This is a genomic window from Azospirillum sp. CT11-132 (assembly GCF_047302835.1).
Lineage (GTDB): Bacteria > Pseudomonadota > Alphaproteobacteria > Azospirillales > Azospirillaceae > Azospirillum.
The window spans coordinates 317831-339851 of the sequence record NZ_JBGLZA010000001.1; the positions used below are offsets into that span (position 1 = coordinate 317831).

19 protein-coding genes are annotated in these 22021 nt (G+C 68.9%); 10 read left to right on the plus strand and 9 right to left on the minus strand.

Going from position 1 to position 22021, the window contains the following annotated elements:
- Nucleotide 1: 1 nt before the first annotated feature.
- From ACCD06_RS01400 to ACCD06_RS01420, 5 genes are all read right to left on the minus strand, one after another.
- The gene (locus tag ACCD06_RS01400) at nucleotides 2–1204 is read right to left on the minus strand and encodes a hypothetical protein (protein ID WP_413338188.1); all 1203 of its coding nucleotides are present in this window, start codon (nucleotides 1202–1204) and stop codon (nucleotides 2–4) included.
- A 183-nt stretch (nucleotides 1205–1387) separates the two neighbouring features.
- A complete protein-coding gene (locus ACCD06_RS01405) occupies nucleotides 1388–1858 on the minus strand; it encodes a hemerythrin domain-containing protein (protein WP_136702389.1) in 471 nt (156 codons plus the stop codon).
- Between the two features lie 91 nt (nucleotides 1859–1949).
- Nucleotides 1950–2210 (minus strand): hypothetical protein, encoded by a 261-nt coding sequence (locus ACCD06_RS01410; protein WP_109073453.1) that lies wholly within the window; start codon nucleotides 2208–2210, stop codon nucleotides 1950–1952.
- A gap of 104 nt (nucleotides 2211–2314) precedes the next feature.
- The gene (locus ACCD06_RS01415; protein ID WP_413338191.1) at nucleotides 2315–3181 is read right to left on the minus strand and encodes a universal stress protein; all 867 of its coding nucleotides are present in this window, start codon (nucleotides 3179–3181) and stop codon (nucleotides 2315–2317) included.
- 176 nt (nucleotides 3182–3357) lie between these two features.
- Nucleotides 3358–4917 (minus strand): AAA family ATPase, encoded by a 1560-nt coding sequence (locus ACCD06_RS01420; protein WP_413338193.1) that lies wholly within the window; start codon nucleotides 4915–4917, stop codon nucleotides 3358–3360.
- Nucleotides 4918–5095: 178 nt separating this feature from the next.
- Here ACCD06_RS01420 and ACCD06_RS01425 point away from each other — a divergent pair, with 178 nt between their 5' ends.
- The 6 genes from ACCD06_RS01425 (at nucleotide 5096) to ACCD06_RS01450 (ending at nucleotide 13470) form a co-directional block, all read left to right on the plus strand.
- Nucleotides 5096–5743: a hypothetical protein gene (locus tag ACCD06_RS01425; protein ID WP_413338195.1), complete on the plus strand. Its 648-nt coding sequence runs from the start codon at nucleotides 5096–5098 to the stop codon at nucleotides 5741–5743.
- A 135-nt stretch (nucleotides 5744–5878) separates the two neighbouring features.
- Nucleotides 5879–6433 (plus strand): DUF2934 domain-containing protein, encoded by a 555-nt coding sequence (locus ACCD06_RS01430; protein WP_136702392.1) that lies wholly within the window; start codon nucleotides 5879–5881, stop codon nucleotides 6431–6433.
- Between the two features lie 128 nt (nucleotides 6434–6561).
- Nucleotides 6562–7500 carry a DMT family transporter gene (locus tag ACCD06_RS01435; RefSeq protein ID WP_413338197.1) on the plus strand — a complete coding sequence of 313 codons (939 nt, stop codon included), beginning with the start codon at nucleotides 6562–6564 and terminating at the stop codon, nucleotides 7498–7500.
- A gap of 209 nt (nucleotides 7501–7709) precedes the next feature.
- On the plus strand, nucleotides 7710–10424 hold the full coding sequence (locus tag ACCD06_RS01440; RefSeq protein ID WP_413338199.1) for a TIGR02302 family protein: 2715 nt from the start codon (nucleotides 7710–7712) through the stop codon (nucleotides 10422–10424).
- A 146-nt stretch (nucleotides 10425–10570) separates the two neighbouring features.
- Nucleotides 10571–11950 carry a Trk system potassium transporter TrkA gene (gene trkA, locus ACCD06_RS01445; protein WP_413338201.1) on the plus strand — a complete coding sequence of 460 codons (1380 nt, stop codon included), beginning with the start codon at nucleotides 10571–10573 and terminating at the stop codon, nucleotides 11948–11950.
- A gap of 59 nt (nucleotides 11951–12009) precedes the next feature.
- A complete protein-coding gene (locus ACCD06_RS01450) occupies nucleotides 12010–13470 on the plus strand; it encodes a TrkH family potassium uptake protein (protein ID WP_413338203.1) in 1461 nt (486 codons plus the stop codon).
- A 62-nt stretch (nucleotides 13471–13532) separates the two neighbouring features.
- Here the strand turns inward: ACCD06_RS01450 and ACCD06_RS01455 are convergent, their stop codons facing one another.
- On the minus strand, nucleotides 13533–13751 hold the full coding sequence (locus tag ACCD06_RS01455; protein WP_109073458.1) for a hypothetical protein: 219 nt from the start codon (nucleotides 13749–13751) through the stop codon (nucleotides 13533–13535).
- Between the two features lie 131 nt (nucleotides 13752–13882).
- A complete protein-coding gene (locus ACCD06_RS01460) occupies nucleotides 13883–14857 on the minus strand; it encodes a DUF4142 domain-containing protein (protein ID WP_413338205.1) in 975 nt (324 codons plus the stop codon).
- A gap of 312 nt (nucleotides 14858–15169) precedes the next feature.
- Between ACCD06_RS01460 and ACCD06_RS01465 the strand changes: the two genes are divergently transcribed.
- The 3 genes from ACCD06_RS01465 to ACCD06_RS01475 all read left to right on the plus strand — a co-directional run bounded on the left by ACCD06_RS01465 (nucleotide 15170) and on the right by ACCD06_RS01475 (nucleotide 18185).
- Nucleotides 15170–16864 (plus strand): FAD-dependent oxidoreductase, encoded by a 1695-nt coding sequence (locus ACCD06_RS01465; RefSeq protein ID WP_413338207.1) that lies wholly within the window; start codon nucleotides 15170–15172, stop codon nucleotides 16862–16864.
- 50 nt (nucleotides 16865–16914) lie between these two features.
- Nucleotides 16915–17505: a mismatch-specific DNA-glycosylase gene (locus ACCD06_RS01470; RefSeq protein WP_413338209.1), complete on the plus strand. Its 591-nt coding sequence runs from the start codon at nucleotides 16915–16917 to the stop codon at nucleotides 17503–17505.
- Between the two features lie 134 nt (nucleotides 17506–17639).
- Entirely contained in the window at nucleotides 17640–18185 is a 546-nt protein-coding gene (locus tag ACCD06_RS01475) for a hypothetical protein (protein ID WP_413338211.1), read from the plus strand.
- A gap of 10 nt (nucleotides 18186–18195) precedes the next feature.
- Here ACCD06_RS01475 and ACCD06_RS01480 read toward each other — a convergent pair whose 3' ends face one another.
- Together ACCD06_RS01480 and ACCD06_RS01485 are read right to left on the minus strand one after the other, a co-directional pair.
- Nucleotides 18196–20451, minus strand: a complete 2256-nt coding sequence (locus ACCD06_RS01480) for a molybdopterin cofactor-binding domain-containing protein (RefSeq protein WP_413338213.1) — start codon at nucleotides 20449–20451, stop codon at nucleotides 18196–18198.
- 3 nt (nucleotides 20452–20454) lie between these two features.
- On the minus strand, nucleotides 20455–20916 hold the full coding sequence (locus tag ACCD06_RS01485) for a (2Fe-2S)-binding protein (protein WP_109155666.1): 462 nt from the start codon (nucleotides 20914–20916) through the stop codon (nucleotides 20455–20457).
- Between the two features lie 187 nt (nucleotides 20917–21103).
- Between ACCD06_RS01485 and ACCD06_RS01490 the strand changes: the two genes are divergently transcribed.
- Nucleotides 21104–22018, plus strand: a complete 915-nt coding sequence (locus ACCD06_RS01490) for a LysR family transcriptional regulator (protein ID WP_109155665.1) — start codon at nucleotides 21104–21106, stop codon at nucleotides 22016–22018.
- Nucleotides 22019–22021 lie beyond the last annotated feature (3 nt).

Sequence of the window (22021 nt, forward strand, 5' to 3'; positions counted from 1 at the left end):
GTTACGGCACCGTCTTGCCCGTGAACGGGTTCCAGCCCACCGCCGCCAGAGCCGCCCAGGCGGTGGCGCCCAGATGGGGACGGCGGTAATAGAGGAAGTCGTCGGTCTTGCTGTCCGGCCCGATGGCAAGGCCGGTGGACAGCACCTGCGGCCGGGTGGCGTAGAGATAGCCGCCGGGGCTGATCTCCTTCAGCAGTTCGCCGAACAGCCGGTCGGCATCGCCGCGGCGACCGACGGCGCGGTAGGCGAGCGCCGCCTGCGCCGTGCCCTCCACCCACATGCCGTCGCGGTCGTCGTTGAAGTCGAAGCCGCCGTCGGCGCCATGGGCGCGCTCCGCATAGGACAGGGCGGCACGCCAGGCCTCCGGCGCCTTCGGCAGCAACAGCGGCCAGAGCTGGGCATCGAGGCCGGAGGTGGAGGTGCTGACCGTCACCCCGTCCGGCGCGGTGCCGATGGGGAAATGATCGCCGCCCGCCATCCACATCTTATCGAGGAAATCGCGCGCCTCCTTCTCCGGCCCGGCGAAATCGCCGCCCATATCTCTTGCCAGCCAGCCGAACAGCGCGACCAGATCGGTGTTGTGCTCGGTCGATTTCCAGGTCAGCGGCTGCGGTGCGTCGTCGAAGCCCTGCAAACCGCCGTTGAAGCCGCCGGGGCCGCGCGGATCGCGGGTATGCTCGACCACCCAGCGCGCCAACTCCGCCGCTCCGTCGCGGAAGCGCGTTTCGCCGGTCGCATCGGCCAGCGTCAGCAGGGCCAGCCCGGCCCAGGCGACGTTGCCGGTGGCGGTGCCGACCTGATAGGGGTCCTCGCCCCAATGGTTGCCGACGGCATCCCACCAGCCATTCGGCGGGATCGGCCGTTGTTTCTGCGCACCGGCCCGATAGGTGTTGCGCAGCCGCCCCTTCCAGCCGGCGCGGTCGAGCGACACGGCGTCGAGCAAGGCCTCGCCGATGCGCAAGGCCTTGTCGCGCTGGCCGCAACCGGTCAGCGCCATGATCGCCAGCGCGTTGTCGTAGGTGAAGGCAGCGTTGGAGAGCGCCGGTTCCGAGGTCGGGCCGGGCGCGTATGAATTGTCGTAGCTGCGCAGGAACAGCGGCCCCCGCCCGGACACCGCATCGACCCGCGACGCGAGCGTGCCGCAGGTCTTCTGCGCCAGCTCCTTCGCCGGAGGAGCGGGTGCGGCGGAAGCGGGGGCGGTCATGAGGACGGAAACCCCAAGTGCGACTGCCGCCAGCGCGGCACGGCCGAACCGCGCCCCCCGCCGGGAGAGCATTCGCTTGACGCTGACACGCTTGGACATCGACACCGCCGGCCAGTTCCAGAAAGCCCCAGATATGGCCCCTTCGCCGGCCGACGGCAACCAAACGGGATGGCGTAGCCCTCGTTACAGCGGCGCCAGCCCGGCCATGATGTGCTTCTTGCGATCGTCATAGGCGCCGCCCAGTTCGGCCGCACGGTCGTCGTCGAGGACGTCCCTGGCCTCCTCGAACAACTCCTCTTCCTCTTCGTCGAGGTGGTGGCGGACCAGTTCGCCCAGCACCTGCAGCTTTTCCTTCCAGCCGCTGTCGGTGGTCTTCATCGCGTTCAGCTCGTCGAGCAGGCCGTTGATGAGGTGATGCTCGTTCAACCCCTCGACGGTTTCCGACTTCGCCTCCTTGGCCTTCTTCAGAGAGGCGTAGAAGACGCCTTCCTCCACCTTCGAATGGGCCCACAACTCGCGCTGCAGCTCCTCGAACACGGCGCGGCCGCTGCCGTTGGCCTTCTCGGTCTTGTCCAGAAGGCCGCGGATGGTGTCGTGATCGGTCTTGATGCGGGCGAAGATGTCGGTCTGGGTGCCGGTGGTCTTGCTGGCCATCGTCGGGGTCCTTGGAGGTCGTTAAAAGGCAATCGTTGAACGGTTGCCATTAGAACCCCGCCGCGGCCGGACTGTTCCCGCCCCCTTGACCTCAGCCCTGCGGATGCGTTTCCACGAATTCCCGCAGGGTGTGCATCAATTCCACCGCATGGTCGACATGCCCGTGGGCACAGGCGTCCGCGATGTCGTCGGCGATGATGTGGGCGATGCGGTCGGGTCCGCCGGGGCAGTGGGCAAGGCAATAGCCCATCTCCACCGCCACCATTTCCGGCAGATGTTCGTGTTCGGCGATCGCGTCGATCTCGGCTTCGGTGAGATCGCTCAGAGCGATGCAGTCCTTGATCGTCAACATGGCGCGTTCCTCCCGGGAACGGCCGGGCTGCAAATGCCGGCGCCGCACGGGATCCCCGCCGGAACAGGCGGCAGGGAAACCCGCGCGGCCGAAGACCGCAAAGATCAGTGGGCCATAAGAACCGGCAGCCCGGCGTGGTTCAGCACGTAGCGCGTGACACCGCCCAGGATCATTTCCCGCATCCGGCTGTGGCCATAGCCGCCCATAACCAGCAGGTCGGCGCCCAGCTCCACGGCTTTCTTGGTGACCGTCTCCCCAACGGGTTCCGATCCCGGATGCAATATAGTTAACTCAGGGTTAACACCCTGCCAAGCGAGATATTGGGCAATGCGGCGTCCTGTCGCGCCTTCCGTCACCGAAGTTTCGGCGGTCAGCACATGGGTGCGCTCGGCGCTGCGCAGGAAGGGCAGGGCCGCGGCGACGGCGCGGGTGGCCTCCGTCTTGCCGTTCCAGGCGACGGCGACGGTGTGACCGATCTCCGCCGGCAGGGTCTTCGGCACCAGCAGCACCGGCCGGGCGGATCCCAGCAGCGCCGTTTCCATGGTGGTGTAGCCCTGCGTGTCCGCCTCGATCGAGGTGTGGGCGCAGACGATCAGGTCGGCCAGACGACCCTCGGCCGGCACCACGTCCTCGATCCGGCCGACGACCTCGCGCCAGGAGGCGGACGGCGCCTCGACCCCGCCGGGGACCTCGCGCATCTCAAAGCCGGCCTCGGCGACGGCGGCGTCGAAGGAACGGCGGGCGGCGGCGCGATGGTTGTGCGATTCGGTCTCGGCCGCGCGCATGATCTCGTCCACCATGGCGCCGGACATGCCCTCGCCCAGCATCGGAACGGCATCGCGCGGGTCGAGGCTGACGAACAGGCCGACAAGGTGGGCGTCGAAATCGCGCGCCACCGAAATCGCGCCCTTCAGGGCCACCGGATCGTTCTCACTGCCGCAGAGCGGCACTAGGATGGTCTTGTAGGTCATGGACTCCTCCCGGACCGGTTCGAGCGGCCCTTCCCGGACGGCGGCGGTCCGTCCGCCGGTGCGGCGGGCGATTCTCACCGGGCCATCATTCGCCCCATCGTCGCTGCGGTCCGCGGTCCGGGGCAAGGGCCGCAAACCTTGAAGATTCAGTCCATAAGATGCTGTCACTCCTGGAATTAGGCCAAGCTTGCGCGGGCGTCGTCCAGCACATCCGCTGCAACCCTGCCAGAATCCAGGCGCGTCCAATCGATTGTACCCAAATCATAGGATTCCTGCCGTTCCACCACGTCGGCGGTGGCGTCGGACGCATCGTTGCGACGATTGGTCACACGCTCCACCCGTTCCGACAACGGCGCCTCCATCCAGATCCCGTCGAACCGCACCCCGGCGTCCGCCGCGACCCCTTCGATCCGGCGGCGCTCGTCCGGCCGGGCGCTGACCGCATCGACCACCACGGCATGCCCGGCGGCCAGAACCGCCGCCGCCCTTCGGTACAACTCATCATAGACCCGTTCCGTCACCGCCGGGGCATAGCCGTCGGCCGGCAGCCGGTCGGTGTCGGCGACTCCGCACAGCCGCTTGCGCAGCACGTCGCTGCGCAGCACCACCGCACCGGGCGACGGACCCAGATCGGGCGCGATCCCCTTGGCCAGTTTGGTCTTGCCGGTGCCGGACAGCCCGCCGACCGCCACCAGCCGCGCCGGCGTCGGGTCCAGCGCGGCGAGCGCTTGGTCCAGATAGCGCCGCGCCTCCTGCGCCAGCCCCTCCGCCTTTCCGCCAAGCCGCAGCGCCGCGGCCGACACCTTCGCCCGCACCGCCGCGCGCAGCGACAGGAACAGCGGCAGCGCCGCCAGCCCGCCGTAATCCTCCGTCTCCTCCAGATAGCGGTTCAGCACCGCGTTGCCCAACGGCCGCAGCCCGCGGTGATCCAGATCCATCAGCAGGAAGGCGAGGTCATAGAAGACGTCGGCCACCGCCAGCGCCTCGTCGAACTCGATGGCGTCGAACAGGGTCGGCTCGCCGTCCAGCAGGACGATGTTGCGCAGATGCAGGTCGCCATGACCGTGGCGGACGAATCCGTCCCCCCGCCGCGCCTCCAGCAGCGGCGCCAACCGGTCGAGCGCGTCGCCGGTGCGCTCTGCAAGCCGGGCCACCGCGTCTGCCGGGAACAGGTCCGGCGCGGCGCGCAGGTCCTCCAGATTGCCGTCCGCCACCGCGCGCAGCGCTTCCACCCCGCCGCCATCCGGCCGTGGAGCGGCGTCGCGGTGGAAGACGGCGATCCGCTCGGCCAGCCGGCGCATCAGGGCAGGGGTCAGGCCGCCCCGCTCGGCCATGCGGTCGAACAGCGCCTCGTCGGGGAAGCGCGCCATCGACACCAGCCAGTCGATTGCGTCCCCCGCCGCCTCACCGCCCTCTTCGTCCAGCCGCAAGCGCCCATCGGCCTCGCGGCGGATTGCGACCACGCCCCGATAAAGCGTCGGTGCGGTGCGACGGTTGATCGCCAGCTCCGCGACGCAGGCCGCATGGCGCTTCGCAACCGTCGAATAATCCAGATAGGGATAGCGCACCGCGCGCTTCAGCTTCAGCGCCCGGTCACCGGCCAGGAACACCAGGGCGGCATGGGTGTCGATCCGCTCCACCGGATGCCCGCCATGGGTGCGCGGATCGCCCAGGAAGGCGATCGCCTCCTCCTGCGGCCCAGGGCCGGACGCTGGCTCGGCGGGATGCACGCTCATGAGCATATGGTAACAGACAACCGTCCCGCACCGCTCATGCTTTCATGGTTGAAACGCGGATGGCGATCACGACATCCTAGGGGTAGTGCCGATACTCCATGGGTCAGTCGCCACGCCCCATCGTTATAGTGGCCGGACCGCGTGGTGCGATCCGACGCGTCACCGGGAGGGGGTGCCCGTGAACCGCCTGTTCAGCCGCCAGGGAAATTGCCGCCATAGGATTTGCCGGCCGGCCGTCTTGCCCGCCTGCCTGCTCGCGCTCGCCGTCACTCTTCTGGGCGCCGGCGCCGGATCGGCGCGGGCGGAGTCGATCGACGCGGACGGCCGGTTCGGCAACTGGGCGGTCGGCGGCCTCGCCTACAGCCTGCAGCCGCCGGCGGAAAGCAACCTCACCATCCTGAACAGCAAGATGCGGATCGGGTCTTCGCTGATCCCGCAGGTAGAACCCTATGTCAGCATCCAACCCTGGATCGGGCCGGGCAGCGGCAGCAGCCTGACCCCGCGCGGCGCCGTAACCGGCGTCGGCCCGGGACTGACTGGGGGACTGACCGGCGGCCTGAGCGGCGGCGTGCTGGTGGACGTGCCGCTCGGCTCCTTCGTCTTCACCCCCAGTTTCGGCGCCGGCACCCTGCCCACCGCCCGGCGCGAGGGCGCCCCCACCACCGAGTTCCGCTCTCAGCTGGAATTGGGATACGAGTTCGACAACAAGTCACGCTTCAGCCTGGGCTACAGCCGCATCGTCAACGACGCTGCGGCGGGCGATCCGGCGGCAGGCACCAACAACGTCTTTGGCTTTTACTATCGCTTGCCTTTCGGCGGCCCCTGACTGGTCGCCGAGCTCAGGACATCGTGTCGCGGCGTCTGGCGCCGGCAAAAGGCGCGCAAGGGTAGCGTCTTAACCACATCTTAAACATGGTTGGTTCAAGTGGACGCGGACCGAACGCTCCCCGGGGAACCCACCATGGCCACCAAGCGCAAGACCGCCTCTTCCGCCGCTCCCGCAACCGCTCCTGCCGCCACTGCCGCCGCCGCGCCGGTGTTCGAGGCTCCGGTGGAAAGCTGGGCCGACACCATCCTGCGCACCAACTTCGCGTCGGTGGAACAGGACAGCATCGTCCTGCTGCAGGCGGCCAGCACCCTGCTGGAATCGGATGTGCCGGAAAAGGTCAACCTCGCGCTGGACCAGAACCTGAAGCTGTGGATCGCCATCAAGACGGTCCTGCTGAACGACGACTGCCCGGTCGAGCCGGAAGTGAAGGCCAACCTGCGCAATCTGGCGCAGTATGTCGTCTCCACCACCATGCTGGCGACCCAGGGCGCGATCGAGACGCGCAAGCTGGTCTCGCTGGCCCGCCTGAACATGAACATCGCCGAAGGCCTGCTCAGCGGCCAGCGCAACCGCATGATCCAGGAACGCGCCTATCAGATCTGGCAGGAGGAAGGCTGCCCCGAAGGTCGCGAGCAGGAGCACTGGCTGCGCGCCGAGGCCGAAATCTCCGGCCTGTTCAAGGTCTGAGCGAAGGTCGGATGTTCCGGGCCGAGCGCCCGCGCGGGTTTACGCAACACCGCCATACCGCCCCGACATGACCGCCCGCGTCGCGACACAGTGACGCGGGCGGCAACGCTTGGTAGGCTCGGCGCACCGTGAAAGTCCCGCCGCAAACCATCCCCAAGCCGCACAAGCGCGTCGACAACACCCCGCTCGGCATCGCCTCGATGCTGATTTCCGTGCTGTTCTTCTCGCTGATGAACGTCCTGGCGAAGCTCCTGATGGACCGCTTCCCGGTGACCGAGGTCATGTTCTTCCGCAGCCTGTTCGCACTGATCCCGGTCTGTCTGGCGATCCATTTCGGCATGGGCTTCGTGACGACGCTGCGCACCCGCTATCCCTGGGGCCATCTGGGGCGGTCGCTGATCGGGCTCAGTTCCATGGCCGCCATGTTCTGGTCCTTCCACCTGCTGCCGCTGGGCGACGCCATCTCGCTGAATTTCGCCGCCCCGCTGTTCCTCACGGCGCTGTCGGTGCCGCTGTTGAGCGAGAAGGTCGGCATCCACCGCTGGAGCGCGGTTCTGGTCGGCTTCGTCGGCGTGCTCATCATCGTCCGGCCCAGCGGCGACGTGCTGAATCTGGGTGCGCTCATCGCGCTGTTCGGCGCGCTGACCAACGCGCTGGCGATGATCGCCATCCGCCAGCTGAGCCGGACGGAAGTTCCGAACACCATCGTCTTCTACTTCACCCTGCTGACCACCGTCCTGCTCGGCCTGACCCTGCCCTTCTCCTGGATCACGCCGGCCCCGATGGACTGGCTGCTGCTGCTGGCGACCGGGCTGTGCGGCGGCGGCGGCCAGTTGATGCTGACCCGCGCCTATTCGCTGGCCCCGGCCGCCCTGGTGGCGCCGCTGAACTACACTTCGCTACTGCTGGCGGTCGGCTTCGGCTGGCTCCTGTGGGGGGAGGTGCCGACCACGACCATGGCGGTCGGCGCCGCCGTGGTGATGGCGAGCGGCCTTTATATCCTGCACCGCGAAACCCGGCGCGGCACGGCCGTGACCAAGCCGCTCCCGGCCGGCGAAGGCGACTGACGGCACCCCGCGCGCCCCGAAATTTCGGCGGATCGCCGCGCGTCATAGTTTCGCCATGGCGCAATGATGGGCTGTAGCATTGCACCGGTGAACAAGTCGGTGGGCAAAAACCGCAGGCGGCACCTATATGATTGGCTCGCGCAGCATGACCGGTCGGCGGCGCCAAGCGAACCGCCGGACCGGCTGCATTTCGGCGCGGAGGGGGCGGCATGAAGCAGAACGAGCGACGCGGCGACTCCGGGCCCGGCCAGAATCAGGCTGCCCAGAACCGGGCAGCCGATGATCGTGGCGACAGCGACGGCGTGACCGAACCGCGCCTCCGCCTTGCCCAGGCGCGCGCGGCGCTGCTGTGGGAACGGCTGGGGCCGGCGCTGTGGGCTCCGCTGTCGGTGCTGGGCGCCTTCCTCGTGCTGGCGCTGCTGAATCTGCTGGTCCTGCTGCCGGGCTGGCTGCACGGGCTGGCCCTGCTGGTGCTTGCCGCCGCCTTCCTGCTGTCGCTCGTCATCGGGGTCCGGCGCTTCCGCAGCCCGGCCGAGGATGAGGCCCGCCGCCGGCTGGAACGGGACAGCGGGCTCGCCCACCGTCCGCTGCACACCCTGCGCGACCGGCCCGCCGGCAACGACCCGACCGCCCAGGCGCTGTGGCGCCTGCATCAGGAGCGCACACGCGCCGCCATGCGCGGCCTGCGCGTCGCCTGGCCGGGCACCGAGGTGCCGTCGCACGACCGCTATGCCCTGCGCGCCCTGGTGATCCTGACGCTGGTGGTCGCCGGTGCAGCATCCTGGGGTGACTGGCGCCCGCGCATCGCCGCCGCGCTGACCCCCCATTTCGCCGGCGGCACCGTCACGGCGGCGGCGACGCTCGACCTCTGGATCAACCCGCCCGACTATACCGGCCTGCCGCCGGTCTTCCTGAAATCCGGCTCCACCGCAAAGCCGGCAAGTCAGCAGACCGCCGGTTCCCCCACCGCCAACCACTCCGGCGACCACCCCGCCGACCAACCGGTGAAGGTGCCGCAGGGCAGCCTCGTGCTCGCCCGCGTCACCGGCGGCGGCGGCACCCCCAGCCTGGAGGCCGGCGACCAGACCGGCCCGTTCGAGGCGGTGGATTCGACCAATTTCCAGGTGCAGAAGCCGGTGACCGGCGGCACCCGCATCGCCGTCACCCAGGGCGGGCGCACGCTGGGCTCCTGGCCGATCGAGGTGGTGCCCGACCGCGCACCCATCATCGCCCATGCCAATCCGCCCGCCGCCGGAGAGCGCGGCGCGCTGAAGCTGGACTATGCCGCCCGCGACGACTACGGCCTGACCGAGGTGAAGGCGCAGATCCGCCGCGCACCCGATGTTCCGCCACCCCCCGGCGCCGCGAACAATGGCGCCGCGAAGACCGAGGCGCCGAAGGCCGAAGCCGACCCGGTTCTGGAATTCCCGCTGTCGCTGCCCGGCGTCCGGCCAAAGGAGGCGCACGCCACCGCCTTCCAGGACCTGACCGCCCATCCCTGGGCCGGCATGCCGGTGACGGTGCGGCTGACCGCGACCGACGGCGCCGGCCAGACCGGCCGGTCGGAGGACGCGGCCATCATCCTGCCGGAACGGACCTTCAACCATCCCGTCGCCCGCGCCATCATCAACCAGCGCAAGGTCCTGACCCGCAATCCGCAGGAGTCGCGGGTCCAGGTCGCCCGCGCGCTGGCGGAGATCTCCGCGCGCCCCGGCACCTATGGCGACGACATCGTCGCCTTCCTGTCGCTGCGCACCGCCATGGCCCGGCTGATGCTGGACCAGAGCGCCGACTCCGTCCCGGCCCTGCAGCAGCTTCTGTGGGAAACCGCGCTCCGCATCGAGGATGGCGGGCTGTCGCTGGCGGAGAAGGACCTGCGCGACGCCGAGAAGCGGCTGTCCGAGGCGCTGGACAAGAACGCCTCCGACGAGGAACTGAACCGCCTGATGGACGAGCTGCAGGCGGCGCTCGACAAGTTCATGGACGCCATGGAACAGCGGATGATGGAGGCGCTGCAGCGCGGCGAGAAGATCCCGATGGTCCCGCCGGAAATGGCCGACCAGATGACCGACCGCAACGACCTGCAGCAGATGCTCGACAAGATGCGCGAGATGGCGCAGACGGGGTCGCGCGACGCCGCCCGCCAGATGCTGTCCCAGCTTCAGCAGATGCTGGAGAACATGCGCTCCGGCGCCATGGCCCAGATGAACCAGCAGCAGGCCCAGCAGCAGAACCAGGCCTGGGAGATGATGCAGCAGTTGCAGAAGCTGGCGCAGCAGCAGCAGCAGCTCCTCGACCAGAGCTTCCGCCAGTCGCAGGAGTCGATGGATCAGCAGCAGCAGGGGCAGCAGGGCGAACAGCCCCGCGGCCGCCAGCCCAACCAGCGCCGCAACCAGAACGGCCAGCAGCAGAATCCGGGCAGCCCGACCCTGCAGAAGCAGGCCGAACAGCAGGAGGCTCTCCGTCGTCAGCTGGGCGAGCTGATGCGCCGCATGGGTGAACAGCAGGGCGGCGAGATCCCGCAGCCGCTGGGCCGCGCCGAGCGTGCCATGCGCGACGCCGCCCAGGCGCTGCAACAGGGCGCCCCCGGCGCCGCGGTGCCGTCGCAGACGGAGGCGATGGAGCAGCTGCAGCAGGGCATGCAGGGCATGGCCGAACAGATGGCCCAGCAGATGATGGGCCAGGGGGGGCAGGCGATGATGGGCCAGCAGGGCCAGATGCCCCGCCAGGGCCGGGGACGCGACCCGCTGGGCCGCCGCCCGTCCGGCTACGGCATGCAGGATTCCAACGACGTGAAAATCCCCGAACAGTCGGAACTCCAGCGCGCCCGTGAAATCCTGGACGAACTCCGCCGCCGGTCCGGCCAGTACGGCCGCCCGCAGGAGGAACGCAACTACATCGACCGGCTGCTGAAACAGTTCTGATACCTGTCGGGAGAATTCCGGCGATTCGGGCCGGAATTCCCGCCCGCCGAACCGCTTCGACTTGCAACGCTCCGCTCCCGCCGTCATTTCCTCAAATTCCGGCCAAACCGGAGCGGAGCGGTCGGCAAGTGGGGGAGAGCGGGCGTATGAAGGTCATCATCTGCGGGGCGGGACAGGTCGGGGCCAGCATCGCGCGGCATCTCGCGCTGGAAGACAACGACATCACGGTCATCGACACCTCGACCGAGCTTGCCCAGCGGATGGACGAGAGCCACGACGTGCGCGGCATGGTCGGCTACGCTTCGCACCCCGACGTGCTGGCCCAGGCGGGGGCGCGGGACGCCGACATGCTGATCGCCGTCACCCACTCCGACGAGGTCAACATGGTGGCCTGTCAGGTCGCCCATTCGGTGTTCGACATCCCGCTGCGCATCGCCCGTATCCGCAAGCAGGCCTATCTCCAGCCGGAATGGTCGAAACTGTTCGCCCCGGAGCATCTGCCGATCAGCGTTGTCATCTCGCCGGAGGTGGAGATCGCCCATAGCATCGCGCGCCGCCTGCGCTCCCCCGGCGCGTTCGAGATGGTGCCGCTCGCCGACGGCAAGGTGCATGTGATCGGCGTCCACTGCACCAACAGCTCGCCACTGCTGAACACGCCGCTGCGCCGCCTGACCGAGATGTTTCCCGACCTGCGCGCCGCCGTGCTGGCGGTCTTCCGCGACGGCACCGGCTTCGTGCCGAAGGGTAACGACCAGCTGCGGCTGGGCGACGACGTGCATCTGGTCTGCCGTACCGCCGACATCGTCCGCGTCGTCGCCCTGTTCGGCCACAGCGAGGCGCCGGCCCGCCGGCTGGTCATCGCCGGCGGCGGCAATGTCGGCTTCAATCTGGCGCAGATCGTCGAACGCCACATGCGCGGCATCTCGATCAAGATGATCGAGGGCAACGCCGACCGGGCGGAGCTGATCTCGCGCTCGCTGCGCTCCAGCACGGTGGTGCTGAACGGCGACGCGCTCGACCATGAGATCCTGGAGGAGGCGCAGGTCGGCCGGGCGGAGACCATCGTCGCCGTCACCAACGACGACGAGACCAACGTCTTCACCTCGCTGCTGGCCAAGCGCGCCGGCTGCGGCCGGGCGATCACGCTGCTGAACAAGACCTCCTACGCGCCGATCGTCGCCGGGCTGGGGATGGATGTCGTCGTCAACCCGGCGGCGGTCACCGTCTCCTCCATCCTGCGCCATGTCCGGCGCGGCCGGGTGGCGGCGGTGCAGACCATCGGCGACAATTTCGGCGAGGTGGTGGAGGCGGAGGCGCTGGAGACCTCGCGCGCCGTCAGCGGCCCCATCGGCACCATCGGCCTGCCGGCCGGCATGATGATCGGCGCGCTGGTCCGCGGCGGCGAGGTCATCATCCCCACCAGCCAGACGGTGATCGAACCGCGCGACCGCGTCATCGTGATGGCGACTGCCGATCTGGTGCGCAAGGTCGAAAAGCTGTTCGCCGTCGGGCTGGAGTTCTTCTGATCGGCCGCTCCCTCCCGTTGAGAATTCGCAGCCGCCCCATTCTGCCGTCCAGAGACATCATGCCGAATTTCAGGCCGATCCTGTTCATCATCGCCATCGTGCTGCTGGCGCTCGCCGCGACGATGCTCATCCCGGCCGCGGTCGACTATGCCTATGGGAATCCGGATGCGCGGGTCTTCCTCTATTCCGCCGCCTTCACCAGTGCCTGCGGCGCGGCGCTGGCGTGGTCCGCGCGCTGCCATCTGCACGGCGGGCTGTCGCTGCGGCAGGCCTTCCTGCTGACGCCGCTGACCTGGACCACCACCGCGGCCTTCGCTGCCTTGCCGTTTCAGTTCGGCCATTTCCCCGACCTGTCGCTGAACTACGCCAACGCCTTCTTCGAGACGATGTCGGGGCTGACCACCACCGGATCGACCGTGCTGGTCGGGCTGGACCTGACGACGGAGGGGATCCTGCTGTGGCGGGCGCTGCTGCAATGGCTGGGCGGCATCGGCATCATCGGCGTCGCCATCGCGGTGCTGCCGGCGCTCAGGGTGGGCGGCATGCAGCTGTTCCGCACCGAATCCTCCGACCGCTCGCAGAAGGTGCTGCCGCGCGCCCAGCAGATCGCCAAGGCCATCACGGCGGTCTACACCGGACTGACGGTGATCTGCGGTCTCAGCTATTGGCTGGCCGGCATGACCCCGTTCGAGGCGGTGGTGCATGCGCTGACCAGCCTGTCGAGCGGCGGCTTCTCCACCTCGGACGCTTCGGCCGGGCATTTCAGGAATCCGGTGCTGCATTGGCTGATGACGCTGTTCATGCTGGCGGGCAGCCTGCCCTTTGTCCTCTATGTCCGCACCCTGACCGGCCAGCGCGACGCGCTGTGGCGCGACAGCCAGGTGCGCACCTACCTGACCTTCCTGACGGCGGTGATCCTGCCGCTCAGCCTCTGGCTGACGCTCAAGCATGACTACGGCTTCGCCGATGCGCTGCGGCTGGTCTCCTTCAACGTGGTGTCGGTCGTCACCACCACCGGCTACGCCTACACCGACTACAGCCTGTGGGGAAATCTGGCGGTCGGCGTGTTCTTCGGCCTGACCTTCATCGGCGGCTGCACAGGATCGACCGCCGGCGGCATCAAGATCTTCCGGTTCGAGGTGATGGCGACGGTGCTGCGCACCCATTTCCTCCACCTGATCTATCCCCGCGGCGTCTTCCCGCGCCAGTACGGCAACCGGCAGCTGGACGACGACGTGCTGGGATCGGTGATCGTCTTCTTCGCGTTGTTCTTCACCGCCTACAGCGTCACCACGATCGCGCTGATGGCGCTGGGGCTGGACTTCATCACCAGCGCCAGCGCCGCGGTGACCGCGCTGGCCAATGTCGGCCCCGGGCTGGGCGACGTCATCGGTCCGGCCGGGACCTTCGCCCCGCTGCCGGATTCGGCCAAATGGCTGCTGTCGCTGGCGATGCTGCTGGGCCGGCTGGAGCTGTTCACCGTGCTGGTGCTGTTCATGCCACAATTCTGGCGGGGCTGAAACGGCGACGGGACCGGCTTTCGCACGGTCCCGTCCCGAAACACCTCAACCGGTACCCGGCATCATTCGTCAGGATTGTGGTTGGCGACGTGGTCCTGCATCTGTTCGGTCTGCACGGCCTTGCTGTCCAGGCCGCGGGCGTCGGAATGACGGGACTTGTCGCGGTTCGACAGCACTTCGTTGTCGCCGATGGAGCCGGCGGGCAGGTCGGTGGTGGCGCCGGTGCCGGTGCCCTTGCCCTGTCCACTCGGGCTCATGTGCTTCTTGCTGGCGTTCGCCATGGCGTTATCTCCGTCGGTTGGCCGTGTCGTTTGGCTGTACGGGGCCGCCGGGAAGACGGTCCCCGGCGGCCGACGGCTGGAAGCGGGATCAGGAGTGACCGTCAGGCCCAGCCAATGTTACTGCGGCTTGCTCACTGCGGGTTGCGCGGCTTGGTGCTGTCCAGGCTGTTGGCCGTGCCATGGGTCGCATCGTCGGACATGCCGCTGTGGTTGGCATTGCTGCCGGTGCTGCCGGTGTTGTGGTCGCCGTTGCGCTTGCCCAGTGAGACGGTGTTGTCGTCGTACTTGAACTCCGCCATCTGCTTGACCTGATCCTCGGTCACCTGACGGGCGACGACGCGGTCGCCGTCGGTCCGCAGCAGGTTGTAATCCAGCGCCACCTGCTTGGCGCCGATGCCCAGCACGCCGCCGCGGTTCAGGATCACCTGGGTGGCCTTGCCGCTCTGGGCGTCGAGGATGATGTCGGCGACGTCGCCCAGCTTCTTGCCGTTCTCGCCGTAGACGTCCTTGCCCATCATCTTCTCGAAGCTGGTGCCCTGCTGGGCGGCGGCACCACCGGCGGAGGCGACGGCCGGGCGCTGGTCGCGGGCCATGCGCAGATGCTGTTCCAGCGTCGGCAGGGTCTGCTCGGCGAAGCGCTTCAGGTCGGCGTCCTTGCCGTTCTGCGCCTCCTCACGGAACAGCGAGACGGCGGTCTGGTGGGCGTCGGCCTGACCCTGCATATAGGCGGAATCGAACTGCTCGCCCTTCATGCCGCGCAGCTTGTCCAGCTTCTGCTGGTGTTCGGAATCGAGCTTGGTCGGCAGCGTCATCGACTTCTTCTGCGCCATCTCCTTCATGGCGTCGGAGGTCTTGGTGTGGTCGGACACCATGTGGCTGCCGAACTGCTTGACGTCCTTGTCCTTCGCCTGGTCCTGCGCCAGCTTGCCCGCCTGGATTTCGAACATGTCGCTCATCGCCGCCTTGGTGGCGAAATTCATGTCCTGCTGCGCCAGCTGGCCCTTCTCGGTCACCTTGGCGGTCGGCGTCGGCGTCTGGGCCAGGGACAGGGCGGGGGCCGCGAACAGAACCAGGGCGGCGGTCGCGAGAAGATGATGGCGTTTCATGGAGGCGGCTCCTGCAATTACATGGTTTTCCGGTCGCCGACAGTCCGACCTCGCGGCCGGGCCGAAGCGCCCTTCTTCGCCACCTCAACCGTCGAGCGCGGCGGTCGTTCCCTTCCACCCGGCAGACTGGCCGGCCCCCCCCACCCATCCCCCACCCATCCGGACCACCCCGTCCGGTTCGTCCGGGGTGCCGCGCTTGTGTGCCGATTCGGCCAATGGGGACGCGCCGGGGGTATAGCCGAAAGAGCACTCGGCCTAGGCCGCGCGTCCGGGGCAAGAAGGGTGGTCTATGACCCCTGTTTGGAGGCCCGCTTGCTTCGTGACGCCCGCCATGTCCTGAACGGCACGCACATCGATTGCGATCTGTGCGTGATCGGTGGCGGTGCCGCCGGCCTGACCATCGCGCGCGAACTGGCGGGCGGCAGCTTGAGCGTCGTCCTGCTGGAAGGCGGCGGGCTGGAGGTCGACGGCATCTCCCAGGCGCTGTACGCCGGCCGCAACGTCGGCCTGCCCTATGAACGGCTGACCACCGCGCGCAGCCGCTATCTGGGCGGCAGCACCAATTGCTGGGGCGGCTTCTCCCGTCCGCTGGAGCCGGGCGATTTCGCCGAGCGCCCCTGGATGCCCGGCAGCGGCTGGCCGATCCCACGCGACACGCTGATGCCCTATTACGAGCGCTCCCACGACGTGCTCGGCCTCGGTCCCTTCCAGTATGACAACGATTTCTGGATGGAGCGGGTCGGCGGGCCGAAAACGGCGCTGATCCCGCTGGAAAACGACGGCAATGGCGGCGGCGATTTCGAGAACCGCGTCGCCCAGCTCAGCCCGCCGATCCGCATGGGCGAGGCCTATCGCGCCGAGATCGGGCGGGCGGCCAACATCACCGCCTTCCTCAACGCCAACGTCACCGGACTGGACACCAACCCGACCGCCACCGCGGTGGAACGGGTGCAGGTCCGCACGCTGGCCGGCCCCAGCTTCACCGTCGGCGCCCGGCTGTTCGTGCTGGGCTGCGGCGGGATCGAGAATGCGCGCATCCTGCTGCTGTCCAACAAGGTGCAGGCTGCGGGGCTGGGCAACGGCAACGATCTGGTCGGCCGCTATTTCGCCGACCACCCGCGCTTCAAGACCTCGCCGATCCGCCTGACCCGGCAGGGGCAGCACCGCACGCTCTACGACGTCAGCCTGTGCCTCGCCCGGCGGCGGCTGCGCCGGCCCCATCCGTCGATCGCGCTGGCGCTGTCGCCAACGGCGGAGCTTCAGGAACGGCATGGGTTGCCCAACTCGCGCACATATCTCGTCGCCTCCTACCATTCCGGGGCGTTGGACGCCTTCAAGGCGATGCGCGACCTGCGGCTCCTGCCCTCGCGCCACAGCTGCCGCCGCTTCGGCGTGTCGGAGGACGAGGCGGCGAGCCTGCTGCGCAATGCCGGCCCGCGCATCCTGCGCAGCCTGCCGCAGCTGACCCATGCGCTGTTCGACAGCACCATCGACCCCGGCTGGCTGTCTCGCCGCTTCACCCTGGAAACGGTGCTGGAGCCGGTGCCCAACCCCGACAGCCGGGTGACGCTGGACCACGCCACCGACCCGTTCGGCTGCAACCTGCCGCGGGTCGACTGGCGCCTGACCGATCAGGACCGCCGGGGCGCCACCGAGACCCAGCGCCTGCTGCGCGAGGACCTGCTGCACCGCGGCCTGATCACCGTGGAGGACGGGGGCGAGGCGTCGGCCGAGGCGACGATGGCCGATGTCGGCTGGTGCTGGCACCATATGGGCACCACCCGCATGCATGAATCGCCGCGCCACGGCGTGGTCGATCCGGACGGCCGGGTCCATGGCGTCGGCAATCTCTATGTCGCCGGCAGCTCCGTCTTCCCGACCATGGGGGCGGACCATCCGACCATGACCATCGTGGCGCTCGCCCTGCGGATGACCGACCGCATCCTCGCCCTGCTGCAGGACGAACGCAGCAGTCCGCCTGCTCCCGCGGTCGCCGCCTCGCTTTGAGCGGGGCGGCGGCATCCTATATTCCTCTCCTTCGCGGAGAGGATTTCACCATGGATCTGTTCGACGATGTCCCGGCCCCACGTCCGGAGGGGTTGCCGCTTCCGGACGGTCCGCTGCCGGACATCGTGGCGCCGGGGCTGGACTGCCTGTTCGTCGGCTTCAATCCCGGTTTGCGGTCGGGGGCGCTCGGCCATCATTACGCCGGGCGCGGCAACCAGTTCTGGCGCCTGCTGGCCGAGGCCGGCCTGACCCCGCGCCTCTACCGGTCGGAGGAGGACGTGACCCTGCCGGCCATCGGGCTCGGCTCCACCAACCTCGTCGCCCGCGCCACCGCCAGCGCCGCAGAGCTGTCGCGGGCGGAACTGCGCGGCGGGGTGCCCCGGCTGGCGCGGATCGTCGCCTTCGTCCGGCCGCAGGTGCTGGCCTATACCGGCAAGGGCGTCTATCTGGCGGCGACCGGCCTGCCCGACGCCCCCTGGGGCGTGCAGGACCGCGGCCTGTTCGACGGCGTTGCCGACGTGGTGGTGCCCTCCCCCAGCGGCCTCGCCCGCCTGCCCTTCGAGGAAAAGCTGCGCTGGTTCCGCGAGGTGCGGGCCGAGATCGGGCGGCGGCGTCCCGGCTCCTTTGCAATTCCTGGCTAGGCGGTAGAGATAACGATCCGGACGGGGAATGCCGGCAGGCGGTGGGGGAACGCGGGTGGCAATCCCCCTGCCCTGGCGGTTCGCCGGGAAAGGCTGGGGGCATCGGCACCGCCTTGAGCGATGCTGTGCCCCGCATGACCGCCATACACCGCCACAGCACCCGTCACGACCCACTGCCCGCGCCGGAGACCGACATGGTCGCCCGGCAGCTGCGCCGCCGTCATTGGGCAGTGCTGGCGCTGGCCGTCCTGCTGCTGGCCGGAGTGCTGCGCGCCGCCTTCTACCTCACCGCGCTGACGCCCGCCCAGACGGCGACCGGCACGGCGACCGGCACGGCGCCCGCCACAGCGACGGCCATGGCCGATCCCTGGGGACCGCATCTGCCAACGCCGTCCCTTCCGGTCGTCAAATCCTTGCGGCTCGCCAAGTTTCTGCGCATGGAGCCGCCACGCAAAAAAGAACCGGCGGAGACGTCCGTCCCCGCCGGTCCGACGCGGGTCGATCCCGCGGTGAGGCTGCTGGTGGACCAGGGCTGGCCCGGCCGCCGGCCGGCGGCGCTTCCCGCCGCCGCCCGGACTGCCAGCATTGGGACGGCCAGCATCGCCCCGTCCCCGCAACTGACCTCGGCCCAACCGGTCCCCGCCCAACTGACGGCGGAGACCAAGTCGGTCTCGCCCTAGCCGCCCCTACTCAGCTGACGATGCCGCCACGGCTGAAGGGCAGCGTCTGCAGCGGCTGTCCGGTCACCGAGAAGACGGCGTTCGCCACCGCCGGCGCCACGGTCGGGACGCCGGGTTCGCCGGCGCCGGTCGGCCGTTCGTGCGAGGGCACGATGTGGACCTCCACCGCCGGCATGTCCGACATCCGCATCGGCAGATAGCTGTCGAAGTTGGCCTGATCCACCTTGCCGTCGGTCATGGTGATCTCGTCGCGCAACGCATGGCCGATGCCCCAGCCGGCACCGCCCTCCATCTGCGCCTTGACGATGTCGGGGTTGACCACCTCGCCGCAATCGACGGCGACGACGACGCGATCCACCTTGATCTGACCCTTGGCGTCGACCGACACGTCGGCGACATGGGCGACATAGGTGTTGAAGCTTTCATGCACGGCAACGCCGCGACCCTTGCCCTGCGGCAGCGGCTGGCCCCAGCCGGCCTTCTCCGCCGCCAGCTTCAGCACGCCGGCCAGACGCGGATGGTCCTTCAGCATCTCCATGCGGAAGGCCACCGGGTCCTTGCCGGCCGCCTTGGCGAGACGGTCGATCATCACCTCCTTGGCATAAGCCGTGTGGGTGTGCCCGACCGAGCGCCACCACAGCGTCGTCACCGGCGAGGCGACGGTGTGCGCGTCAACCGCAAGGTTCGCCACCGGATAGGCCATGTCCGAGGCGCCCTCGACCATCGTCGCATCGACGCCGTTCTTGACCATCACCGCCTCGAACGGCGTGCCGGCCATGAAGCTCTGGCCGACGATGCGCTGCTTCCAGCCGACCAGATCGCCCTTGGCATCGACCGCCGCGGTGATCCGATGCAGGACCAGCGGACGGTAGCGGCCGCCCTTGATGTCGTCCTCGCGCGTCCAGACCAGATGCACCGGGGCCTTGGGATAGGCCTTGGCGATGGTCACCGCCTCGGCGATGTAGTCGGCGCTGGGGGTGGCACGCCGGCCGAAGCTGCCGCCGGCCCACTGGGTCTCGATCTTCACCTGCTCCGGCTTGCAGCCCAGGATGTGGGCGGCGGTCATCTGCTCGACCGTCTGGAACTGCGACCCGGCCCAGATGGTGCAGCCACCTTCCGGATTCAGCGCCACCACGGCGTTCAGCGGCTCCATCGGCGCATGGGCGAGGTAGGGGAAGACGAACTCGCCTTCCACCACATGGCCGCCCTTGGCCTTGGCGTCGGCAATCGCCTTCTCCGCATCGCCCTTGGCGGCGGCGACGTCACCCGGCTTCTCCGCCGCCTTGCGGTAGTCGGCCAGCATGGCGTCGGTGCCGCGCGTCTCGGCCTTGGCATCGTCCCAGGCGACCGTCAGCGCCTCGCGGCCCTTGATGGCGGCCCAGGTGTTCCTGGCGATCACCGCGACGCCGACCGGCAGGGTCAGCACCTCGATGACGCCCGGCACCTTGCGGGCGGCGGCGTCATCGACGCTCTTCACCGTGCCGCCGAAGCGCGGGCTGCGGGCCAGCACCGCCGTCACCTGGCCGGGACGGCGGATGTCCATGGCGAAGATGGCGGTGCCGTTGGTCTTGCTGACATGGTCCAGACGGTGCAGGGCCGGGTTGCCGATCAGCACATAGTCCTTCTGGTCCTTCAGCTTGACCTGCTGCGGCACCGGCAGCTTCGCCGCCTCTTCCGCCAGCTCGCCGAAGGTCAGGCTGCGGTTGCTGGCGGCATGGCGGACCACGCCCTTCGACACCGTCACCTCGCCGGCCGGCACGTTCCAGCGGGCGGCCGCGGCGGCGACCAGCATGGCGCGGGCGGCGGCGCCGGCCATGCGCAGCTCGTCCCAGCTGTTGGCGACGGCGGTGGAGCCGCCGGTGCCCTGTACGCCGAACATATGGTTGGCATACAGCTTCTGGTTGGCCGGAGCGAAGGCGCCGCGCACCTGGGACCAGTCGGCGTCAAGCTCCTCCGCCGCGATGGTGGCGAGGCCGGTGACGATGCCCTGGCCCTTGTCCAGATGCTTGGCCAGCACGGTGACCGTGTTGTCCGGCGCGACGATGATGAAGGCATGCGGGCGCGGGTCGGCGGGCCCGACGATCTTGGGTGCCGCTTCCGCGGCCAGCGCCGGCATGGGCAGATGCGCGCCGATGACCAGCGCGCCGGCCCCGACGCCGATGGCCTTCAGGAAACCGCGGCGCGACGGGGCCGGCAGCGGACCGGGAGCGAAACCGGACTCCGGAAACCCATGCTCGGCGGCGTGGCGGATCAGATGATGCAGCATGGATCAGGCCCTCATCGTCTGGGCGGCATCCTTGATCGCCGCGCGGATGCGGACATAGGTGGCGCAGCGGCAGACATTGCCGTCCATCGCCGAATCGATGTCCTGGTCGGTGGGGTTCTGGTTGTCGGTCAGCAGCGCGATGGCGCTCATGATCTGGCCCGACTGGCAATAGCCGCACTGGACGACGTCCAGCTTCTGCCATGCCGCCTGGACGGCCTGGGCGGCCTTGCCCTTCACGCCCTCGATGGTGGTGATCTTGCTGTCCGGCGTCAGCATGCTGACGGGGGTCTGGCAGGCGCGGGTCGGCGTGCCGTCGACATGGACGGTGCAGGCGCCGCACTGGGCGATGCCGCAACCGAACTTGGTGCCGGTCATGTTCAGCTCGTCCCGCAGAACCCACAGGAGCGGCATGTCCTCCGGAACGTCGACCTGACGCTCCTCGCCGTTGACGTTGATGCGAACCATGGCTCTTGCCTCTTTCTCCCTGAACGGAACCGCCGGCTTTTTGGGGGCGACGACAGGTCCGCTGCCCGGCTATGGGCGTTGGCTAGGAATTGAAAGTTTTTTGATTGTCGGCTGCTGGGTCAGCTCTGCCTCGACAGAATACACCGTCCAGTGCACAATGAAGTAGGTGGCTTTGGTTCATATCGTCATGAAGGCAATTCATAACCCCGCGCTCGACCTCAACCTCATCAAGGTGTTCGACGCGCTCTTGGAGACCCGCAACGTCTCCCGCGCCGCTGACGCGCTGGGTGTCAGCCAGTCGGCGGTCAGCCACGCGCTGGCCCGGCTGCGCACGCTGGTCGGCGACCCGCTGTTCGTGCGCACCGGCAACCGGATGGAGCCGACGCCGCGCGCCCAGCGTCTGGCCGAACCGCTGCGCGACCTGCTGGTGGGGGCCGCTCGCGCCCTGTCGGCGGAGGAGGATTTCGATCCCCAGCGGGAGGAGCGGAACTTCACCATCTCCACCTCCGATTCGATGCAGGCGGTGCTGCTGACCGGCATCCTGCGCGATGCGGTGGAGGGCAACCAGCGCGTCACGGTCTCGCTGCTCAGCCTCGATCCCGACGCCATGCTGAACGCGCTGGACGATGGCACGCTGGACCTCGCCATCGGCTATCTGCCGGAGCTGCGGCGCTGGCACGACCGGCAGGTGCTGTACCGGGAAACCCATGTCTGCCTGTTCAACCCGGCGCTTGTGCCCGTCACCCCGCCGATCGGGCTGGAGGATTACACCCGCTATCCGCACCTGATGCCGTCGTTGCGCGGCGGCCTGACCAGCTTCATCGACGACGAACTGGCGGCGCTGGGCACAAGGCGGCGCGTCGCCGCATCCACCACCCAGTTCCTGGCGATCCCGATGATCCTGACCCAGGCGCCGATGCTGACCTCGCTGCCCGCCCGGCTGGCCCAGTTGTGCGCCGATGCGCTGGGGCTCGCCACCAGCCCGCTGCCCTTCGACGTCGGCGACTACGAGGTGTCGATGATCTGGCACCGCCGCAACACCGGCTCCCCCTCCCACGGCTGGCTCCGGCAACGGATGGCCGAGGAAGCGGCGAAGCTCTGACAC

Bases quoted from the DNA above. Each gene is read 5' to 3' on its own strand.
- ACCD06_RS01400 (WP_413338188.1), bottom strand. From the start codon at position 1,204: ATGACCGCCCCCGCTTCCGCCGCACCCGCTCCTCCGGCGAAGGAGCTG.
- ACCD06_RS01405 (WP_136702389.1), bottom strand. From the start codon at position 1,858: ATGGCCAGCAAGACCACCGGCACCCAGACCGACATCTTCGCCCGCATC.
- ACCD06_RS01410 (WP_109073453.1), bottom strand. From the start codon at position 2,210: ATGTTGACGATCAAGGACTGCATCGCTCTGAGCGATCTCACCGAAGCC.
- ACCD06_RS01415 (WP_413338191.1), bottom strand. From the start codon at position 3,181: ATGACCTACAAGACCATCCTAGTGCCGCTCTGCGGCAGTGAGAACGAT.
- ACCD06_RS01420 (WP_413338193.1), bottom strand. From the start codon at position 4,917: ATGAGCGTGCATCCCGCCGAGCCAGCGTCCGGCCCTGGGCCGCAGGAG.
- ACCD06_RS01430 (WP_136702392.1), top strand. From the start codon at position 5,879: ATGGCCACCAAGCGCAAGACCGCCTCTTCCGCCGCTCCCGCAACCGCT.
- ACCD06_RS01440 (WP_413338199.1), top strand. From the start codon at position 7,710: ATGAAGCAGAACGAGCGACGCGGCGACTCCGGGCCCGGCCAGAATCAG.
- trkA (WP_413338201.1), top strand. From the start codon at position 10,571: ATGAAGGTCATCATCTGCGGGGCGGGACAGGTCGGGGCCAGCATCGCG.
- ACCD06_RS01450 (WP_413338203.1), top strand. From the start codon at position 12,010: ATGCCGAATTTCAGGCCGATCCTGTTCATCATCGCCATCGTGCTGCTG.
- ACCD06_RS01455 (WP_109073458.1), bottom strand. From the start codon at position 13,751: ATGGCGAACGCCAGCAAGAAGCACATGAGCCCGAGTGGACAGGGCAAG.
- ACCD06_RS01460 (WP_413338205.1), bottom strand. From the start codon at position 14,857: ATGAAACGCCATCATCTTCTCGCGACCGCCGCCCTGGTTCTGTTCGCG.
- ACCD06_RS01470 (WP_413338209.1), top strand. From the start codon at position 16,915: ATGGATCTGTTCGACGATGTCCCGGCCCCACGTCCGGAGGGGTTGCCG.
- ACCD06_RS01475 (WP_413338211.1), top strand. From the start codon at position 17,640: ATGACCGCCATACACCGCCACAGCACCCGTCACGACCCACTGCCCGCG.
- ACCD06_RS01480 (WP_413338213.1), bottom strand. From the start codon at position 20,451: ATGCTGCATCATCTGATCCGCCACGCCGCCGAGCATGGGTTTCCGGAG.
- ACCD06_RS01485 (WP_109155666.1), bottom strand. From the start codon at position 20,916: ATGGTTCGCATCAACGTCAACGGCGAGGAGCGTCAGGTCGACGTTCCG.
- ACCD06_RS01490 (WP_109155665.1), top strand. From the start codon at position 21,104: ATGAAGGCAATTCATAACCCCGCGCTCGACCTCAACCTCATCAAGGTG.